This window comes from Streptomyces sp. NPDC048521, from assembly GCF_043199855.1.
In the GTDB taxonomy this organism is placed as follows: domain Bacteria; phylum Actinomycetota; class Actinomycetes; order Streptomycetales; family Streptomycetaceae; genus Streptomyces.
In genome coordinates this window covers 473,833-491,715 of record NZ_JBICWR010000004.1, presented here as the reverse complement: position 1 = coordinate 491,715, position 17,883 = coordinate 473,833, and the positions used below count along the sequence as shown (strand labels likewise).

The window sequence follows — 17,883 nt, the reverse complement described above, 5'->3', positions numbered from 1 at the left end:
CCAAGCGGCCCGCCCAGCCTGCCATTTTCGGCCGTCTCGGCGCTCCGGCCGTCTCGGCGTCGCCGACTGTCCCGGCGATTCCGGCCGGGTCAGCCAGCGTCCGGCTGCTGCCAGCTCTGCAGCACCCACGTGAACTGCTTGCTGGTCGTCGCCCAGTCCTCGGCCGGCGAGGACATGTAGATCGCGTACTCGGTGCCCTGCCGGGAGAAGTACGTCTCCTCGATGGCGTGCCGCGGCCCGGGGACGTAGGGCGGGTCCTTCCTCAGCGCGGTCCAGGTGTACTCCCACAGCGAGCCCTTGCGGTCGCGGTAGATGTTCTCCTGCAGGGTCACGCGCTTGTAGTCGACCAGGCGCTGGAGCTGCTGTTCCAGATCCTCCTGGTGGAGCCGGGCGTCGGCGAAGTCCGGTGAGCCGTCGATGGCGATGCGGACGAAGTGCCTGCCGTTGTCGGGCGAGTAGTCGATCTGCTTGAGGTCGCCCTGGACGTCGTAGACCTTGCGCTTCCAGCCCTTGGGCAGGGAGAGGCTGAAGCCCAGGGGATCGTCGTGGGACTCCCAGCCGGCGGGGATCGTGCCTTCCTGGCCGGACGTGCCGCCGGCGCTCCCCGAGGACGCCGGAGCCGGGGTCGTACCACCGGCGGTCCCGCTGCCGCTCGGCTGCCCCGTCCCGCCCCACTGCTGGTAGGCCACCGCCGCCCCGCCGCCGAGCACGGCCGCGACGGCGACGACGAGCGCGAGCGTGCGCAGCCGGCGCCGTGGCCGGCCGGCGGCCGGGCGTGCCCCACCCGCCGGTCCCACGACCGTCGGCGCCACGCCGGTCGGCCCGGTACCGGAAAGGCCCGCGCCCATCGCCGCACCGGCTCCGTAACCGGGGCCTCTCGCCCCCGAGCCGTAACCGGAGGCCGAGGTGCCGGAGCCGTAGCCGTAGCCGGAAGCGGCCGTCCCGGAGCCGTGACGCGAAGTGCCGGACGGGTACCCGGAGGTGCCCGACCCGTGGCCCGAGATTCCCGGCCGGTGACCGGAGGTTCCCGGTCCCTGGCCGCTTCCCGAGTGCAGGCCCGAGCCCTGCGTCGGCACGAAGGCCTGCGCCGCGCTCGGCCGGCGGCCCTCCGCCGCCTCGGCGAGCATCTGCTCCGCCTCCTGCGCGCCCGGGCGCCGGTCCGGCTCCTTGCGCAGCAGCGCGGCGATGACCGGTCCGAGCGGACCGGCGTGGCGCGGCTCGTCCACCTCCTCCTCGACGACCGCCTGCATGGTGCCCAGCGGCGAGGTGCGGCGGAACGGCGAGCGGCCCTCGACGGCCGTGTACAGGGTGGCGCCGAGCGCCCACAGGTCCGAGGACGGGCCGGGGTCGTGGCCGCGCACCCGCTCGGGAGCGAGGTAGTCGACCGAGCCGACGACCTCTCCGGTGCGGGTGATGGTGGTGTCGCCCTCGATCTGGGCGATGCCGAAGTCGGTGAGCAGGACCCGGCCGTCGCGGCCGAGGAGGACGTTGCCGGGCTTGACGTCCCGGTGCAGCACGCCGGCGGAGTGCGCGGCGCCCAGCGCCCGCAGCACCCACAGGCCGATCCGCGCGGCCTCCCGCGGCTCGACGCGTCCCCGCTCCTTGACCGCGTCGGCCAGCGAGTGGCCCTCGACCAGCTCCATCACGATCCACGGGCGGCCGTCGTGCTCGAGGACGTCGTGCACGGTGACGACGGCGGAGTGGTTGATGCGCGCGGCGGCCCGCGCCTCGGCCCGGGTGCGGGCGAGCAGAATGGCCTGATCGCTGTCGGAGACGTAGAGCGCGGCGGTCAACTCCTTGATGGCGACCGACCGGTGCAGCACCTCGTCGTGGGCGCGCCAGACCCGGCCCATGCCGCCGCTGCCGATCGAATCGGCGAGCCGGTAGCGGCCCGCTATGAGCAGGCCCTGCATCTGATTCACGTTGCCCCGCAATGCTCTTGACAGGGTCAGACTAAGGACCGCCCCTGCCGCTGGGAACAAGCGGGGTACCAAGGTGACAGTCCTGTGACGGTTACCGGATCCCGCTCCTGTCGACCGGTATACGGGGCGCTCAACCGGTGTAGCGGTACGTCGCGGTAGCTTGCTCGTACAGCCGCGTGACCTCGTCCCGCTCGGCCTCCGGACCGCGGACCTGGACGATGTGGTAGCGGCCGTTCAGCAGGATCGCCATGTTGCGCACGAACAGATCGCGCCCCTGCCCGTCGGTCCAGGTGAACTGCCCCTCGGCCATGGTCCGTCCGCCCACCTCGATGGTGCGCAGACCGGTGGCGGTGGCCCAGCTGGAGTTGCGGTACGGCTGCAGCTCGCTCTCCTTGTCCCGCTGGTAGACCATCGGATCGCCGCCGTAGGCGGAGGCGCTGTCCCGGCCGGGTACGAGGATCAGCTCGAACTTCTCGTGTGCGTAGACGACCTGGCCGCTGCCGTTCTTCGGGGTGCGGCTCCAGCCCTTGGCGACCGCGACCTGGAAGCCGTCCGGATCCTTGCGCAGGGTGAAGCCGTCGGCGACGGCAGGGTTGCCGCCGGACTGCGGCTCGGTGGCGGGCGCGGACGCCGAAGGGCTGCCGTCCGGCGTGCTCCGCCCGGACGGCAGCTGCGCCGACCGGGTGGGTGCGGGATTCGCCTGCCCGGCGCTGCCGGTACGGTCGCCGCCGGCCGCGCCGCTGTCCTTCTGCTTCGGCATGAACAGCATCGCGTACGCGATCGCGCCGGCCAGCAGCAGCAGGATCAGCAGGAGCAGGGTCCGGCCCAGGCTGCGCGGCGAACGGCCCTCGTCCCGGGCCCGCTTGTGCCGGCCGTGCGGATGGGCCGCGGGCAGTCCGGCGCGGCGCCGCCGCACCAGCTCGCCACGGCGCCGGACGATCGGCAGCCGGCTCGGGTCGGCGGGCGGGACGGGGACGACATGGGTGCCGGCGTCCGGCTCGGGCGCGGACCGCACCAGCGACCGCAGCCAGCCGCTCAGCTCCTCGAAGTCCAGCCGGTCGGTGGGGTCCTGGCGCAGCAGCGACTCCACGACCGGGCGCAGCGGTCCGCACTCCTCGGCGAACGCGGGCGGCTCGGCGCACACCAGCTGCACCAGCTCGGCCGTCGACTCCTCCGGGTACGGCGCGTGCCCCTGCACCGCCCGGAACAACAGCGCGCCCAGCGCCCAGAGATCGGTGGCCGGGCCGATCGGCGCCGCCAGCTGCCAGTTCTCGTGCACGGGCCCGGCCTGTTCCGGCGCCCACCGCTCGGTCACCGGCCCCACGACGGTCATCCGCACCTGCCGCGCGCGCTCGGCGGCCAGCGCGGTGGCGGGCCCCCGCCGTACGGCCCCCTCGGTGCCGGTGCCGTCCCACCGGTCGGCCGCCTGTGCGGGCAGGGCAGGGGTCCGGGAGGCGGGGGTGACGCCCTGGGCCGGGATGACGCCCTGGTCACCGGAGGCGTGGTCGAGGGGGACGGGGGCGGTGCCCGGTCGGCCAGGTCCGGACGCATGGCCGACACGCTCGTCCCCCGGGGCCGGCCCCGCCCGCTGCGGACCGTCGCCCGGACCCGGTGGCGTCGCGTCGGATCCGGTACGCGGCGAGGCGCCGTGCCAGGGCGGGCCGTGCACGCCGTACGGGTCGGCGATCCGGCCGGGCGGTGTGGCGCTGCCCGGTCCGGCGGGGTACGACGGCTGCCCGGCACCGTCGTACCGGTCCGCACCGGTGTCGCCCTCGGCTGGCGGCCGGGCCCCGGGCAGCGCGGCACGCCCGTTCTGCTGGGCCTCCTGCACCCGGGCGGCGGCGCGGGCACCCGCGCGGTAGGCGGCGATGGCCCCGGCACGGGCGGCACGGACGTCCGTACCGCTGTCCAGGGCCCGCTGTGCCGGCGGACCGGACGCCCCGGGTGCACCGGTGCCGCCGGAAACCCCGTTCGCCCCCGGCACCGGCAGCCCGCCGGCCGCCCTAGCCTGGATCGCGGCCCGGCGCGCGGCCTCGGGATCGACCTCGGCACCCGGCGCCGCACCGGCCTCTCCGCCGACCGCACCCCGTGCGCGATCACCGGAACCGGAGGAACCACCCGGACCACGAGCGCCGGCCGCCGGTACCCCGGGGCCACCTGCGTAACCTCCCCCGGCCCCCGGCGCGGCGCCTGCTGCGCTCTCCGCCCCCTCCGGTCCTTCCGCGACGCCCTCGTGTGCCGGCACCGGGTCGTATCCGCACAGTGCCTCCTCCGCCGCGCCGACCGCGAGGCCGGTCAGCATGACGCGGCCGTCGTCGCAGACGAGCACCGTGCGGGCGGTGATGTTGCGGTGGACCCAGCCGTGGGCGTGCAGCACCCGCAGCGCCATGAGCACGTCGGAGGCGACCTCGGCCGCCCGGTACGGCGTCAGCGGCTTCTCGGCAAGCAGCGCGGCCAACGGACGCGCTGCCACCGACTCGCTGACGATCCACAGCGAACCGCCCTCGGCGAAGACGTCGAAGACCTGGTCCAGACGCGGATGGTCGGGGATGCGGGCCGCCGCCTGCACGGCCTCGACGGCGCGCCGGACGGCGGGTTCGGCGGGCCGCCGGGTGGCGTCGCGTGCCGCCGGCGCCGGGCGTGTGCCGCGCGCGCGTGCGGTGAAGCCCTCGGGCAGTCCCTCCGCGTCGAGCACCTCGGCCTCGACGACCTCGGGCAACGGCACCTGCCGGACGAGCACCTCCTGGCCGCTGTAGGTGTCGAAGGCCCGGGTCTCGGTGAGTTCGTACTCGTCGGAGGGCGGCAGCGGCAGGCGGTAACGGTCGGCGAGCACCCGACCCGCGTAGTCGTCCACGTTGCCTCCCCCGGCCGCCCGGTTGCTCACATCCGTTCGCCTCACGACCGTTTCGCACGCACATCCGGCTGCGTACGGTCCGCGACCCTTCACGATACGTGCCGTAGGCAACCCGCATTGAGAGGATGACGGATTCTCAGGCGCCAAACCGGCGCCGTGCGCCTACGACTTGGGCTTGAAAGACTTCGTCAGCGTCTTCCAGGTGTCCTTGCGCAGCTCGCTGCCCCAGTTCGCGGCCTTCGCGGTGTACATCATCCCGTAACCGAGATGGCCGTTCACCACGAACCCGCGGTCGATGCTGCGGTACTTGGTGCCGTCGTCGACGTAGGTGAACTCCCAGTCCGCGGTGTTCCAGTCGCGGTAGTCCACCTTCTCGATGCGGATCCTGCGGTACTGGGGGCGGACCATGCCGCCTTCCTGGCTCTCCCAGTCCGCCACCGGGTCGTCCTTGGGCGAGCTGGTCCACCCGACGAGCAGCCGCTGCCCGTCGGGCCCGGTGTAGCGGTCGCCGGCGCCGTCGGAGGACTTGTACGTCCATCCCTTGGGCAGTCCGATCGAGTAGCCCTGGCCGCTCTTGCGGGTCCGGACCACCGGGGCGCCCCCGCCGTCCTCGGGTCCGGACGCGTCCGGCGAGCCGGAGCGGTCGGCGGACGCACTGGCGCTCGCGTCGTCCGGGTCCGAACCGGTGCTCGCGGTCGCCGAGTTCGACCCGTCCGTCCGCGCGCCGCCGTCCTTGCCGTCCGCGCCGCCGGTGCCCTTGTCCTGCTTGGTGGACGCGCTCGCACTGGCCGCGGCGCCGGCCCCGTTGTCCTGGCCGCCGTCGGAGTCGTCGCCGTTCAGCACGAGGGCCAGCACCGTACCGATCACCGCGAGGACGGCCACCACGGCGATGATCACCAGCGTGCGCCTGGGGACCACGTCGGTCAGCGGTGCCCTCGGCACCGGCCGCGGCCGCAGGTCGAGGTCCGGCGGCGGCACCACGGGCCAGCCGGAACTCGTCTTGTTCGCGCTGGAGTTCGGCACGGCGGCGGCGCCCGAGGCCGGGCCCGCCGGCCTCGCCGCGGGTCCGGCGCCCAGCGGTCCGGAGGGGGTGGGCCGCGGCCCACCGGCGACCGCGCCGCCCGCGCCGGCCGGACCACCGGCACCCGGCGCGGTGTCGCTTGCGCTCTTGGCCCGCGCCGAGGCCGCGGCGGTGGCCGCGCCGGCCGCCTTGCGCACCGAGCGCAGCGCGCCCCGCAGCTTCTCCGCGGCCTCCTCGCCCCGCCTGCCCTCGGGCGAGCCGGGCTGAGCCGGCAGCGGAACCACGCGCGTGGCGTCCATCGGCTCCGGCTCGGGCGCGTGGATCACCGCGTTGAGCATGGCCCGCGCCCCGGCGTCGTCGAGTCGCTGGGCCGGGTCCTTGGTGAGCAGGCCGTAGATGACGTCCCGGAGCGGGCCCGCGTTCTTGGGCTCCTCCAGAGGTTCGGTCATCACGGCGGTGAGCGTGGCGATCGCCGAGCCCTTGTCGTAGGGCGGCAGACCCTCGACCGCCGCGTACAGCAGGCCGCCGAGCGACCACAGGTCGGCCGCCGGGCCGGGCTTGTGGCCGCGGGCGCGCTCGGGCGAGATGTAGGAGGGGGCGCCGACGAGCATGCCGGTGGAGGTGATGGACGGGTCACCCTCGACCTGTGCGATGCCGAAGTCGGTGAGCACGACCCGGCCGTCCTCGGCGATGAGCACGTTGGACGGCTTCACGTCCCGGTGCAGGATGCCCTCGCGGTGCGCGGAGCGCAGCACGTCGAGGACGGCGAGCCCGACCTCGGCGGCGCGCTTGGGCTCCAGCAGGCCGTCCTCGCGGATGACCTCGGCGAGGGACTTGCCCTCCACCAACTCCATGACGATCCAGGGCCGGTCGTCCTCGTCGACCACGTCGAAGACCGTCACCGCGCTGTTGTTGCGGATCCGGGCGATCGCCTTGGCCTCGCGCAGGGTGCGCGTGATCAGGCGCCGCTTCTCCTCCTCGTCGATGTTCGACGGGAACCGCAGTTCCTTGACGGCGACCGTCCGGCCCAGGGTCTCGTCCTCGGCGCGCCAGACCGTGCCCATGCCGCCGCGACCCAGCACGTCTCCCAGCCGGTACCGCCCGGCGAGGAGACGCCGCTCGTTCTTGTCCTGACGAGTCTCCTGACGAGATGTCCCCGCCCGCTCCGCCTCCGACATGCGTCCCCTCATACAACCCGCCCTGACAGAGCCTCCATTGTCTCTCACCCGGCAAGTGCCCGACGCCCAGGGGGCCCCTGGCCGCGGCCCGCCCTCCGCACGCCCGAAGACGGCCTGAAGCGGGTGTTCCGCTACCGGGTTGATGGGCCGTGAGGTCGCAGAACACCGCGCTTCGCTCGGCGCACGACATAACGGCCCCACGAGCGGGGTCCTCGACCGGGTCAGGTGAGCGGCACGATGTCCGGGGCCCCCAGCCGTGCCGCGTCCGCCGTCTGGTCGTCCGGCTGGAGCTGGGACTCCCGCTCGGCCTCCACCCGCTTCTCGTAGTGCTCGACCTCGCGCTCGATCTGGCCCTTGTCCCAGCCGAGGACCGGTGCCATCAGCTCGGCCGCCTCACGGGCGCTGCGGGTGCCCCGGTCGAAGGTCTCGATGGAGATGCGGGTGCGGCGGGTGAGCACGTCGTCCAGGTGCCGGGCCCCCTCGTGCGAGGCGGCGTAGACCACCTCGGCACGCAGGTAGTCGTCGGCGGCCTCCAGCGGCTCGCCCAGCGCGGGATCGGCGGCGATGAGGTCCAGGACCTCCTCGGCCATCGAGCCGTACCGGTTCAGCAGGTGTTCCACCCGGACCACGTGCAGTCCGGTGCGGGCGGCGATCCGCGCACGCGCGTTCCACAGCGCCTGGTAGCCCTCGGCGCCCAGCAGCGGGGTCTCCTCGGTCACGCAGTCGGCGACGCGCATGTCGAGGCCGTGCACCGCCTCGTCGACGGCGTCCTTCGCCATCACCCGGTAGGTCGTGTACTTGCCGCCCGCCACGACCACCAGACCCGGCGCCGGATGGGCGACCGTGTGCTCGCGGGACAGCTTGCTGGTGGCGTCGGACTCACCGGCCAGCAGCGGCCGCAGGCCCGCGTACACACCCTGCACGTCGTCACGGCTGAGCGGCACGGCGAGCACCGAGTTGACGTGCTCCAGCAGGTAGTCGATGTCGGCGCTGGACGCGGCCGGGTGGGCCTTGTCCAGGTCCCAGCCGGTGTCCGTGGTGCCGATGATCCAGTGCCGGCCCCAGGGGATGACGAAGAGGACGGACTTCTCGGTGCGCAGGATCAGGCCGGTGGTGGAGTGGACGCGGTCCTTGGGCACGACCAGGTGGATGCCCTTGGAGGCGCGGACGTGGAACTGGCCGCGCTCGCCCACCATGGCCTGTGTGTCGTCGGTCCACACGCCGGTGGCGTTGACGATCTGCTGGGCGCGGATCTCGTACTCCCCGCCGCCCTCGACGTCCTGTACCCGGGCGCCGACGACCCGCTCGCCCTCGCGCAGGAACCCCGTCACGCGGGCCCGGTTGGCCACCTTCGCGCCGTAGGACGCCGCCGTGCGCACCAGGGTGGCGACGAAGCGGGCGTCGTCCATCTGGGCGTCGTAGTACTGCAGGGCGCCGACGAGGGCGTCCTTGCGCAGGCAGGGCGCCACCCGCAGGGCGTGACGGCGGGTCAGGTGGCGGTGTACGGGCAGGCCCCGGCCGTGGCCGCGGGCCATGGACATCGCGTCGTAGAGCGCGACGCCCGAGCCTGCGTACAGCCGCTCCCAGCCCTTGTGCTGCAGCGGATAGAGGAACGGCACCGGCTTGACCAGGTGCGGGGCGAGCCGTTCCAGGAGCAGACCGCGCTCCTTGAGGGCCTCGCGGACCAGAGCGAAGTCGAGCATCTCCAGATAGCGCAGGCCGCCGTGTATCAGTTTGCTGGACCGGCTGGAGGTGCCGGACGCCCAGTCGCGGGCCTCCACCAGGCCGGTGGAAAGGCCGCGGGTGACCGCGTCCAGTGCGGTGCCGGCACCGACCACTCCGCCACCGACCACCAGCACGTCCAGCTCGCGCTCCACCATCGCCGCCAGTGCCTCGGCGCGCTGCGCCGGTCCCAGAGTCGCTGTCCTCACCGCTGCCTCCCGCTGTCGCACAACTCGCTCGCGTCGGCCGCACCCGGTGGGCGAAGCCCGGTTCATCCCCTCCTCATGCCCAAATTCTGACCGCGTCGCCCGAGTTCAGCCACCACGCGCTCCCAGCCTGTGGACAACTCGCGCACAACCCTCGGAAGACACACGAACACAATCACACATAACGGTCATATATGTACCTAGTCTGACATCGCACTCGCTCATGCTGTCCACAGCGGTTGCGCACCTGTCCCGCTTCGGTTACTGGGAAGGACGGCCCACGCCATGCCCGCAGACCTCGCCGTCATCGGACTCGGCCCCTACGGCTTGCCGCTGGCCCAGGCCGCCGTCGCCGCAGGCATCCACACCGTCGGCTACGCCACCGGCCCGGAGGCGGGCTCGCTCAGTCCCGCCGAGCTGCGCCGGATGCACTCCGGGGGCTTCCGGCCCGGCACCGACCCGGCCCAGCTCGGCCGGGTGCGCACGGCCGTGATCTGTGCGCCGACCCCGCGCGGCGCCGACGGCGGACTCGACCTCGGCCAGGTGGAGGCCGCGGCCCGCGCCCTGGCCGAGCGGCTCCGCCCGCACACCACGGTCATCCTGGAGTCGCCGGTGCTGCCGGGGACGACGGAGGAGTTCCTGCGCCCGCTGCTGGAGAAGGGCTCGGGGCTGCGCGCCGGCCGCGACTTCCACCTCGCCTACTCCCCCAGCCGGGTGGACCCCGGCAACCGCGACCACACCCCCGCCAACACACCCAAGGTCATCGGCGGCCTCACGCCCGCCTGCACCGAATCGGCCGCCGCGTTCTACGGCCGGCTCACCGACAAGGTGGTACGCGCGCGCGGGCTGCGCGAGGCGGAGACGGTGCAGCTGCTGGAGACCAACTTCCGGCACGTCAACATCGCGCTGGTCAACGAGATGGCCGTCCTCTGCCACGAGCTGGGCGTCGACCTGTGGGACGTCATCCGCTGCGCGGAGACCAAGCCCTTCGGCTTCCAGGCGTTCCGGCCGGGCCCGGGCGTCGGCGGCCACGGCGTCCCGCAGGACCTGACCGGCCATGCCACCCGCACCCTGCGGATGGTGGAGCTGGCCCAGCAGGTCAACCACCGCATGCCCCGCTACGTCGTGCAGCGCGCGGCCACCCTCCTGAACGAGCACGGCAAGTCCGCGCGCGGTGCCCGCATCCTGCTCCTCGGCGTCACGTACAAGGCCGACCTCGCCGACCAGCAGGGCACGCCGGCGCAGGAGGTCGCGATCCGGCTGATGGAACTGGGCGCCTCCGTGAGCTACCACGACCCGTACGTGCCCGCATGGAACGTCCTGGACCGGCCGGTCCCGCGCGCGGACTCCCTGTACGAGGCGGCCGCCGACGCCGACCTGACGATCCTGCTCCAGCAGCACCGCACCTACGACCTGCAGGGCCTGTCGGTGAAGGCCCAGCTGCTGCTGGACACGCGGGGGGCCACGCCCACGGGGGCGGCGCACCGGCTCTGAGGGGGCTCAGGGGCGGGGAACGGTCACGAACGGAGAACGGTCGCACAGGGAAAGCGGTCACGGGCGAAAAACAGCCAGGGCGTTGTCGTTCCCGACTGTTAGTCTCCCCCGAACTTGCCGCACACGCGTGCGCGCGGGTCTTCCGTTCCCATCAGCAGTGCTCCACATCGGGGGGATTTCTGTCATGAGCCAGTCAGCTCCGCCGCCTCAGCCGCCGCAGTCCGGTCCGGTCGACGGCAACCCGTACGCCCAGCAGGCCCCGGCCGGGGCGCCGGGTGCGCCCGGCACGCCGTACCCGCCGCAGCCGGGCGCCTTCGCCGCGCCGCCCGCGGCCCCCGCGCCGGCCCGGAACAACCTCGCCCTCGGCCTGGTCGCCGCGGTCGTCACCGCCGTGGCCGCCGCCGCGCTGTACGGCGTCATCATCGGAGCCACCAAGCACGAGATCGGCTGGGCGGCCGTCGGCGTCGGCTTCGTCATCGGTCTCGCGGCGGGCAAGGCCGGTGGCCGAAACCCGGCTCTCGCGGTCGTCAGCGCCGTCCTCGCGCTGGGCTCGGTCTACATCGGCCAGCTGGTCGGCGAGGCCATGATCGGTGCCGACCAGCTGGGCGTGGGCTTCGGCGAGCTGTTCTTCCAGCACTTCGACGTGGTCCAGAAGGTCTGGAAGGAAGAGGCCGACCCGCTCACCTTCGTCTTCTTCGCCATCGCCGCGTTCGCCGCGTTCTCGGGCGCCAAGAAGGCCGCGGCCTGACCCCTCGCCCGCACGCAGAAGGGCCCGGCCACCGCATCGTCCGGTGGCCGGGCCCTTCGCGTCGAACGGGTCAGCGCCGGTGCTGGCTGTCCGCCACCGTCACCTCGACCCGCTGGAACTCCTTCAGCTCGCTGTAGCCGGTCGTGGCCATGGCGCGGCGCAGGGCACCGAAGAAGTTCATGGAGCCGTCGGGGGTGTGGGACGGGCCGGTGAGGACCTCCTCGATGGTGCCGACCGTGCCGAGGTCGACCTTCTGGCCGCGGGGCAGCTCCTCGTTGACCGCCTCCATGCCCCAGTGGTGGCCCTTGCCGGGCACGTCCGTGGCACGGGCCAGCGGGGAGCCCATCATCACCGCGTCGGCACCGCAGGCGATCGCCTTGGGCAGGTCGCCGGACCAGCCGACACCGCCGTCGGCGATCACGTGCACGTACCGGCCGCCGGACTCGTCCATGTAGTCGCGGCGGGCCGCGGCCACGTCGGCGACGGCGGTGGCCATCGGGACCTGGATGCCGAGGACGTTGCGCGTGGTGTGCGCGGCGCCGCCGCCGAAACCGACCAGGACACCGGCCGCGCCGGTGCGCATCAGGTGCAGGGCCGCGGTGTACGTGGCGCAGCCGCCGACGATCACAGGGACGTCCAGCTCGTAGATGAACTGCTTCAGGTTCAGCGGCTCGTGCGAGGACGACACGTGCTCCGCAGAGACCGTCGTACCGCGGATGACGAAGATGTCCACGCCCGCGTCCACGACCGCCTTGGAGAACTGGGCGGTGCGCTGCGGGGAGAGCGCGGCCGCCGTGACCACGCCGGAGTCGCGCACCTCCTTGATGCGGGCGCCGATCAGCTCTTCCTTGATGGGAGCCGCGTAGATCTCCTGCAGACGGCGCGTCGCCCGGTCGACGGGCAGCTCGGCGATCTCGTCCAGCAGCGGCTGCGGGTCCTCGTACCGCGTCCACAGGCCCTCGAGGTTGAGCACGCCGAGGCCGCCCAGCTCGCCGATGCGGATGGCGGTGGCCGGGGAGACGACGGAGTCCATGGGGGCGGCCAGGAACGGCAGCTCGAAGCGGTAGGCGTCGATCTGCCAGGCGATCGAGACCTCCTTCGGGTCCCGCGTACGGCGGCTGGGGACGACGGCGATGTCGTCGAAGGCGTACGCCCGGCGGCCGCGCTTGCCGCGCCCGATCTCGATCTCAGTCACGTCTGTGGCCTTTCCCTGATGCGTTTCAGCGTCTTCCAGTATCGCCGACGCCCATGCCGAGGGCGGCCCCGGAGAACCCGGGGCCGCCCTCAGACAGGCTCCACGCGCGCGTGGATCACTTCTTGCCGCTGTAGTTCGGCGCCTCGACCGTCATCTGGATGTCGTGCGGGTGGCTCTCCTTCAGACCCGCCGAGGTGATCCGCACGAAACGGCCGTTCGCCTGGAGGTCCGGCACGGTCCTGCCGCCGACGTAGAACATCGACTGGCGCAGACCGCCGACCAGCTGGTGGACGACGGAGGACAGCGGGCCGCGGTAGGGCACCTGGCCCTCGATGCCCTCGGGGATCAGCTGCTCGTCGGAGGCGACGCCCTCCTGGAAGTAGCGGTCCTTGGAGAACGACCTGCGGTCGCCACGGGTCTGCATGGCGCCGAGCGATCCCATGCCGCGGTACGACTTGAACTGCTTGCCGTTGATGAACAGCAGCTCGCCCGGGGACTCCTCGCAGCCCGCGAGCAGCGAGCCGAGCATCACCGTGTCGGCGCCCGCGACCAGCGCCTTGGCGATGTCGCCGGAGTACTGCAGACCGCCGTCGCCGATCACCGGGACACCGGCGTCCTTGGCGGCCAGCGCGGCCTCGTAGATGGCGGTGACCTGCGGGACGCCGACGCCGGCGACCACCCGGGTCGTACAGATGGAGCCCGGTCCGACACCGACCTTGATGCCGTCGGCGCCCGCGTCGACCAGGGCCTGGGCGCCGTCGCGCGTGGCGACGTTGCCGCCGATGACGTCGACGCCGGAGGAGTTCGACTTGATCTTGGCGATCATGTCGCCGACCAGCCGGGAGTGACCGTGCGCGGTGTCCACGACGATGAAGTCGACACCCGCCTCGATCAGGGCCTGGGCGCGCTCGAAGGCGTCACCGGCCACGCCGACCGCGGCGCCGACCAGGAGGCGGCCCTCGGCGTCCTTGGCGGCGTTCGGGTACTTCTCCGCCTTGACGAAGTCCTTGACGGTGATCAGGCCCTTGAGGATGCCCTCGTCGTCGACCAGCGGCAGCTTCTCGATCTTGTGCTTGCGCAGCAGCTCCATGGCCTCGGGGCCGGAGATGCCGACCTTGCCGGTGACCAGCGGCATCGGGGTCATGACCTCGTGCACACGGCGGCTGCGGTCGCTCTCGAAGGCCATGTCACGGTTGGTGACGATGCCGAGGAGCTTCTTGTCGCCGTCGGTCACCGGGACGCCGCTGATGCGGAACTTGGCGCACAGCGCGTCGGCCTCGGCGAGCGTGGCGTCCGGGTGGATGGTGATGGGGTCGGTGACCATGCCGGACTCGGAGCGCTTCACCAGGTCGACCTGGTTGGCCTGGTCCTCGATGGAGAGGTTGCGGTGCAGGACGCCGACGCCGCCCTGGCGGGCCATCGCGATCGCCATGCGGGACTCGGTCACCTTGTCCATGGCGGCGGACAGCAGCGGGATGTTGACCCGCACGTTCTTCGAGACGTACGAGGCGGTGTCGATCTCGTCGGGTGCCATGTCCGACGGGCCCGGCAGCAGCAGCACGTCGTCGTAGGTCAGCCCGAGTGTCGCGAATTTACCGGGCACTCCGTCGACGTTGGCAGTCATGACACCTTCCCCAAATGGCCTTGATCGGTGCGGATGTCCATGCTAACGGGAAGCGTCGCTAGCAAATTCCACGGTGCCGAGTGAGTTCGCGCTTCGTATGTTCGTACGGAACCGTGGGCGCGGTTGTTCATACGGATGGTGCGGAAGCCGCCGCAGCGGGCTGACGCGGGCCCGGCACCGCCCACTTGCGCCGTTGGCGCCGATCGACGTCGCGGCGCGAAGAGGTCTGTCTACTGTTCGGCCAGGGCGCGCAGACGGCTCAGCGCCCTGTGCTGGGCGACCCGTACCGCCCCGGGTGACATTCCCAACATCTGCCCCGTCTCCTCCGCGGTCAAGCCCACGGCGATGCGCAGCAGGAGCAGTTCCCGCTGGTTCTCCGGGAGATTGGCCAGCAGTTTCTTGGCCCACTCGGCGTCGCTGCTGAGCAGGGCGCGCTCCTCGGGGCCGAGGGAGTCGTCCGGGCGCTCCGGCATCTCGTCCGAGGGGACGGCCGTGGAGCCCGGGTGGCGCATCGCGGCGCGCTGCAGGTCGGCGACCTTGTGGGAGGCGATGGCGAAGACGAACGCCTCGAAGGGCCGACCGGTGTCGCGATAGCGGGGCAGGGCGAGGAGGACCGCCACACAGACTTCCTGGGCGAGGTCCTCGACGAAGTGGCGCGCGTCGCCGGGAAGCCGGGACAGCCGGGTGCGGCAGTAGCGCAGGGCCAGCGGGTGGACATGGGCGAGCAGATCGTGCGTGGCCTGCTCGTCCCCGTCGACGGCGCGATGCACGAGCGCACCGATCCCCCCGTGGGCCGTGCCCGCCTCGTCGTCGCGCATCGGTCCATGGTGCCCTGCGGCCGTCCGGTCCGTCGCATCGTGTTCGTGGTTGTGCACCGAAGCGTTATGAGCAGGTGCGCCGGCACTCATCCCCTGCGCCCTCCCCTTCCGCTCGACCGACTCGTCCCCGAGAGACTCCACACCTCAAGGATGCGGCATCCGCGCCGAAACGAGCAGCGGGCGTCCGGCGGGTCGCCTTGCACACCGCCCGCCGGCACGTCCGGCGGGGTCGTACGCCCGACGCGGACCCGGCCGGCGCGCGTGCGCCCCGGCCCCCGTCGAGCGGTCCCGCCACGGGTGCCTCCACCCGTGCCGAGGAGGGGACTCGGCCTGCGCCGTGCCGGCAACCGGCTCCGCGCAGCCGCGCGCCGCCCCGGGGCACCCGAGGCGCAGGCGCCCGAGGTGACACGGACCTCGCCGACGGCCGGGCACGGCCCGGAACGACGGTGCGGGCGCGGCCCACGCCTCCGATCCCGGCCGGGACCGGAAGGCCGGCCGACGGCGTGTCGCGCAAGCACTCGTGGGCGGACCGGACGCACGGGTGCGCCCCCGATGCCGGGCAGCCCCGCATCCGCGAGGGGCGTACCGCGCACCGCCCGGACCCCGACGTGTCGTCCGGCCGCCGTCGAGAAAGGCGGAGCCGTTCCCGGCCTCGGGAGAGGTGCCCGGTGCGGTCCGGTCCCACCTGCCCCGCAGGGCTGCCCATGTCCTACCGGACCAGACCCCAGCGGAAGCCGAGCGCCACGGCGTGGGCCCGGTCCGAGGCGCCGAGCTTCTTGAACAGGCGCCGGGCGTGGGTCTTGACGGTGTCCTCGGAGAGGAACAGTTCGCGGCCGATCTCGGCGTTGGAGCGGCCGTGGCTCATGCCCTCCAGGACCTGGATCTCACGCGCGGTGAGCGTGGGCGCGGCGCCCATCTCGGCCGAGCGGAGCCGGCGCGGGGCCAGCCGCCAGGTCGGGTCGGCCAGCGCCTGGGTCACGGTGGCCCGCAGCTCCGCGCGCGAGGCGTCCTTGTGCAGGTAGCCCCGGGCGCCGGCGGCGACCGCGAGGGCCACGCCGTCGAGGTCCTCGGCGACGGTGAGCATGATGATGCGGGCGCCCGGGTCTGCGGACAGCAGCCGGCGAACGGTCTCGACGCCGCCCAGTCCGGGCATGCGCACGTCCATCAGGATGAGGTCGGAGCGGTCGGCGCCCCAGCGGCGGAGGACTTCCTCGCCGTTGGCCGCCGTCGTCACTCGCTCGACACCGGGCACGGTCGCGACCGCGCGGCGGAGCGCCTCTCGGGCAAGCGGGGAGTCGTCGCAGACGAGGACGGATGTCATGACCGCCCTCCGCAGCTGATGCGCGTCACCTTGAGCCTCCAGGCTGGTACGGAATCGTCACCTGTGCGGTCGACCGTCTCGGACGCCTGCCCGAGCGCTTGTTTTTTCAACCGCCTCCGCACTCTCAACGACGGTCACTCGAAAGAGTTACGGGGCTGCGTACCGTCTTCGGCACTCTACGTGAGGGCGCCGACACGGTGGAGACATGGCGGCGGACCCTCAACTTTTCATCACAACGAATGCCCCATTTAGCCGTTTTTGCTCCCGTTTCTCGGTGTCTGGAGCTAGATTCGCAATGAGTCATATTTTCATCTCCTTAGACCGGACATGTACGGTCATTGGCACCGTATCCGCCCAGAACGGCTACAAGGGGTCACGTAATGGCAGATTTCTCCCGCCTTCCCGGACCGAACGCGGACCTGTGGGACTGGCAGCTGCTGGCTGCTTGCCGCGGGGTGGACAGCTCGCTCTTCTTCCACCCGGAGGGCGAGCGCGGGGCGGCTCGGAGCGCTCGCGAGAACTCGGCCAAGGAGGTCTGCATGAGGTGCCCGGTCCGTGCGGAGTGCGCGGCGCACGCCCTGGCGGTGCGCGAGCCGTACGGGGTCTGGGGCGGCCTGACCGAGGACGAGCGCGAGGAGCTGATGGGACGGGCACGCAACCGTCTGGTGTCGGCGTCGACCACCAACGGGGACACCGCCCCGCACCACTGAAGTAACGTTTCTGCATCCGTATCCCGGATGCACTCGCTCCCCCGGGCACGCGCGTGCGTGCCCGTGACTCTGCCGGAGCCCCCTACGAACGCCCGGTCGTCCGGGCCGCCCGGGCCAGCTGTTCCAGCGTCGCCGCCACGGTCGGCACCTGCGCCAGGTCGGGCAGGGTGAGAGCGACGATCTCCCGTCGCACCGCCGGTTCCAGCCGCACCGCGCACACCCCCCTCGGCCGTACCGACTCCACCGCCAGCTGCGGCAGTACCGCGACCCCGAGCCCCGCGCCGACCAGGCCGACCACCGCCGGGTAGTCGTCGGTCGCGAAGTCGATGCGCGGAGTGAATCCGGCCCCCTCGCAGACCTGCACGAGCTGGCCGCGGCAGCGCGGACAGCCCGCGATCCAGGGCTCCTGGGCCAGCTCGCCGATGGCGACGGCCTCCGCGCGCGCGAGCCGGTGCCGCTCGGGCACGAGGGCCACCAGACGGTCGGTCAGCAAGGGCCGTACGACCAGGTCGTCCCAGTCCTCGGCGGCCGCGGCGCCCTCGTAGCGGAAGGCGAGGGCCAGGTCGCAGTCGCCTTCGCGCAGCAGTTCCACGGACTTCGGGGGCTCGGCCTCTTCCAGTGAGACGCGGGTGCCGGGGTGGGCGGCGCGCAGGGCGGCCAGGGCGGTGGGGACCAGGGTGGAGCTGCCGCTGGGGAAGGAGACCAGCCGGACCCGGCCGGCCCTGAGGCCGGCGATGGCGGCGACCTCCTCCTCGGCCGCGGTGAGCCCGGCGAGGATGCCGGAGGCGTGCCGTACCAGGGCCTCACCGGCCTGGGTGAGGCGCATCTCGCGGCCGCTGCGGACCAGCAGCGGGGTGCCGACCGAGGCTTCCAGGGCCTTCATCTGCTGACTGACCGCGGGCTGGGTGCAACCCAGTTCGCGCCCCGCCGCCGAGAAGGAACCGGTGGTGGCGACGGCGCGCAGGACGCGGAGATGACGGGCCTCGATCACCCCCTGAGCATAAGGGCTGCTTGGGGGCGGCGGCACATATTCGCTCGACGCTTTGAGGTCGGTCACGTAGCGTGCGGGA

At 72.8% G+C, this 17,883-nt stretch carries 12 protein-coding genes; 3 read left to right on the top strand and 9 right to left on the bottom strand.

Annotated features, from left to right (window positions below; all coding sequences use genetic code 11):
* Window positions 1-89: 89 nt before the first annotated feature.
* From ACGFRF_RS13180 to ACGFRF_RS13165, 4 genes are all read right to left on the bottom strand, one after another.
* Entirely contained in the window at window positions 90-1,913 is a 1,824-nt protein-coding gene (locus ACGFRF_RS13180) for a protein kinase (RefSeq protein ID WP_393739164.1), read from the bottom strand.
* Between the two features lie 139 nt (window positions 1,914-2,052).
* Window positions 2,053-4,776: a protein kinase gene (locus ACGFRF_RS13175; RefSeq protein WP_393739162.1), complete on the bottom strand. Its 2,724-nt coding sequence runs from the start codon at window positions 4,774-4,776 to the stop codon at window positions 2,053-2,055.
* A gap of 162 nt (window positions 4,777-4,938) precedes the next feature.
* The gene (locus tag ACGFRF_RS13170; protein ID WP_393739160.1) at window positions 4,939-6,975 is read right to left on the bottom strand and encodes a serine/threonine-protein kinase; all 2,037 of its coding nucleotides are present in this window, start codon (window positions 6,973-6,975) and stop codon (window positions 4,939-4,941) included.
* A 221-nt stretch (window positions 6,976-7,196) separates the two neighbouring features.
* Window positions 7,197-8,906 carry a glycerol-3-phosphate dehydrogenase/oxidase gene (locus tag ACGFRF_RS13165; protein WP_393739158.1) on the bottom strand — a complete coding sequence of 570 codons (1,710 nt, stop codon included), beginning with the start codon at window positions 8,904-8,906 and terminating at the stop codon, window positions 7,197-7,199.
* A gap of 282 nt (window positions 8,907-9,188) precedes the next feature.
* On the opposite strand from ACGFRF_RS13165, the gene ACGFRF_RS13160 reads away from it, so the two are divergent.
* Window positions 9,189-10,397, top strand: coding sequence for a nucleotide sugar dehydrogenase (locus tag ACGFRF_RS13160; protein ID WP_393739156.1), 1,209 nt, complete (start codon window positions 9,189-9,191; stop codon window positions 10,395-10,397).
* Between the two features lie 184 nt (window positions 10,398-10,581).
* Window positions 10,582-11,145, top strand: a complete 564-nt coding sequence (locus tag ACGFRF_RS13155) for a hypothetical protein (RefSeq protein WP_393739154.1) — start codon at window positions 10,582-10,584, stop codon at window positions 11,143-11,145.
* A gap of 70 nt (window positions 11,146-11,215) precedes the next feature.
* Here the strand turns inward: ACGFRF_RS13155 and ACGFRF_RS13150 are convergent, their stop codons facing one another.
* The 4 genes from ACGFRF_RS13150 to ACGFRF_RS13135 all read right to left on the bottom strand — a co-directional run bounded on the left by ACGFRF_RS13150 (window position 11,216) and on the right by ACGFRF_RS13135 (window position 16,103).
* On the bottom strand, window positions 11,216-12,340 hold the full coding sequence (locus tag ACGFRF_RS13150) for a GuaB3 family IMP dehydrogenase-related protein (protein ID WP_393739152.1): 1,125 nt from the start codon (window positions 12,338-12,340) through the stop codon (window positions 11,216-11,218).
* Window positions 12,341-12,455: 115 nt separating this feature from the next.
* Entirely contained in the window at window positions 12,456-13,964 is a 1,509-nt protein-coding gene (gene guaB, locus ACGFRF_RS13145; RefSeq protein WP_393739150.1) for an IMP dehydrogenase, read from the bottom strand.
* Between the two features lie 230 nt (window positions 13,965-14,194).
* The gene (locus ACGFRF_RS13140) at window positions 14,195-14,782 is read right to left on the bottom strand and encodes a sigma-70 family RNA polymerase sigma factor (RefSeq protein ID WP_393739148.1); all 588 of its coding nucleotides are present in this window, start codon (window positions 14,780-14,782) and stop codon (window positions 14,195-14,197) included.
* 709 nt (window positions 14,783-15,491) lie between these two features.
* A complete protein-coding gene (locus ACGFRF_RS13135; protein ID WP_003948568.1) occupies window positions 15,492-16,103 on the bottom strand; it encodes a response regulator transcription factor in 612 nt (203 codons plus the stop codon).
* Window positions 16,104-16,483: 380 nt separating this feature from the next.
* Here ACGFRF_RS13135 and ACGFRF_RS13130 point away from each other — a divergent pair, with 380 nt between their 5' ends.
* Complete coding sequence (locus ACGFRF_RS13130; RefSeq protein ID WP_393739146.1) at window positions 16,484-16,813, top strand: WhiB family transcriptional regulator; 330 nt, start codon at window positions 16,484-16,486, stop codon at window positions 16,811-16,813.
* 82 nt (window positions 16,814-16,895) lie between these two features.
* Here the strand turns inward: ACGFRF_RS13130 and ACGFRF_RS13125 are convergent, their stop codons facing one another.
* Window positions 16,896-17,804 (bottom strand): LysR family transcriptional regulator, encoded by a 909-nt coding sequence (locus ACGFRF_RS13125; protein WP_393739144.1) that lies wholly within the window; start codon window positions 17,802-17,804, stop codon window positions 16,896-16,898.
* Window positions 17,805-17,883: the final 79 nt, after the last annotated feature.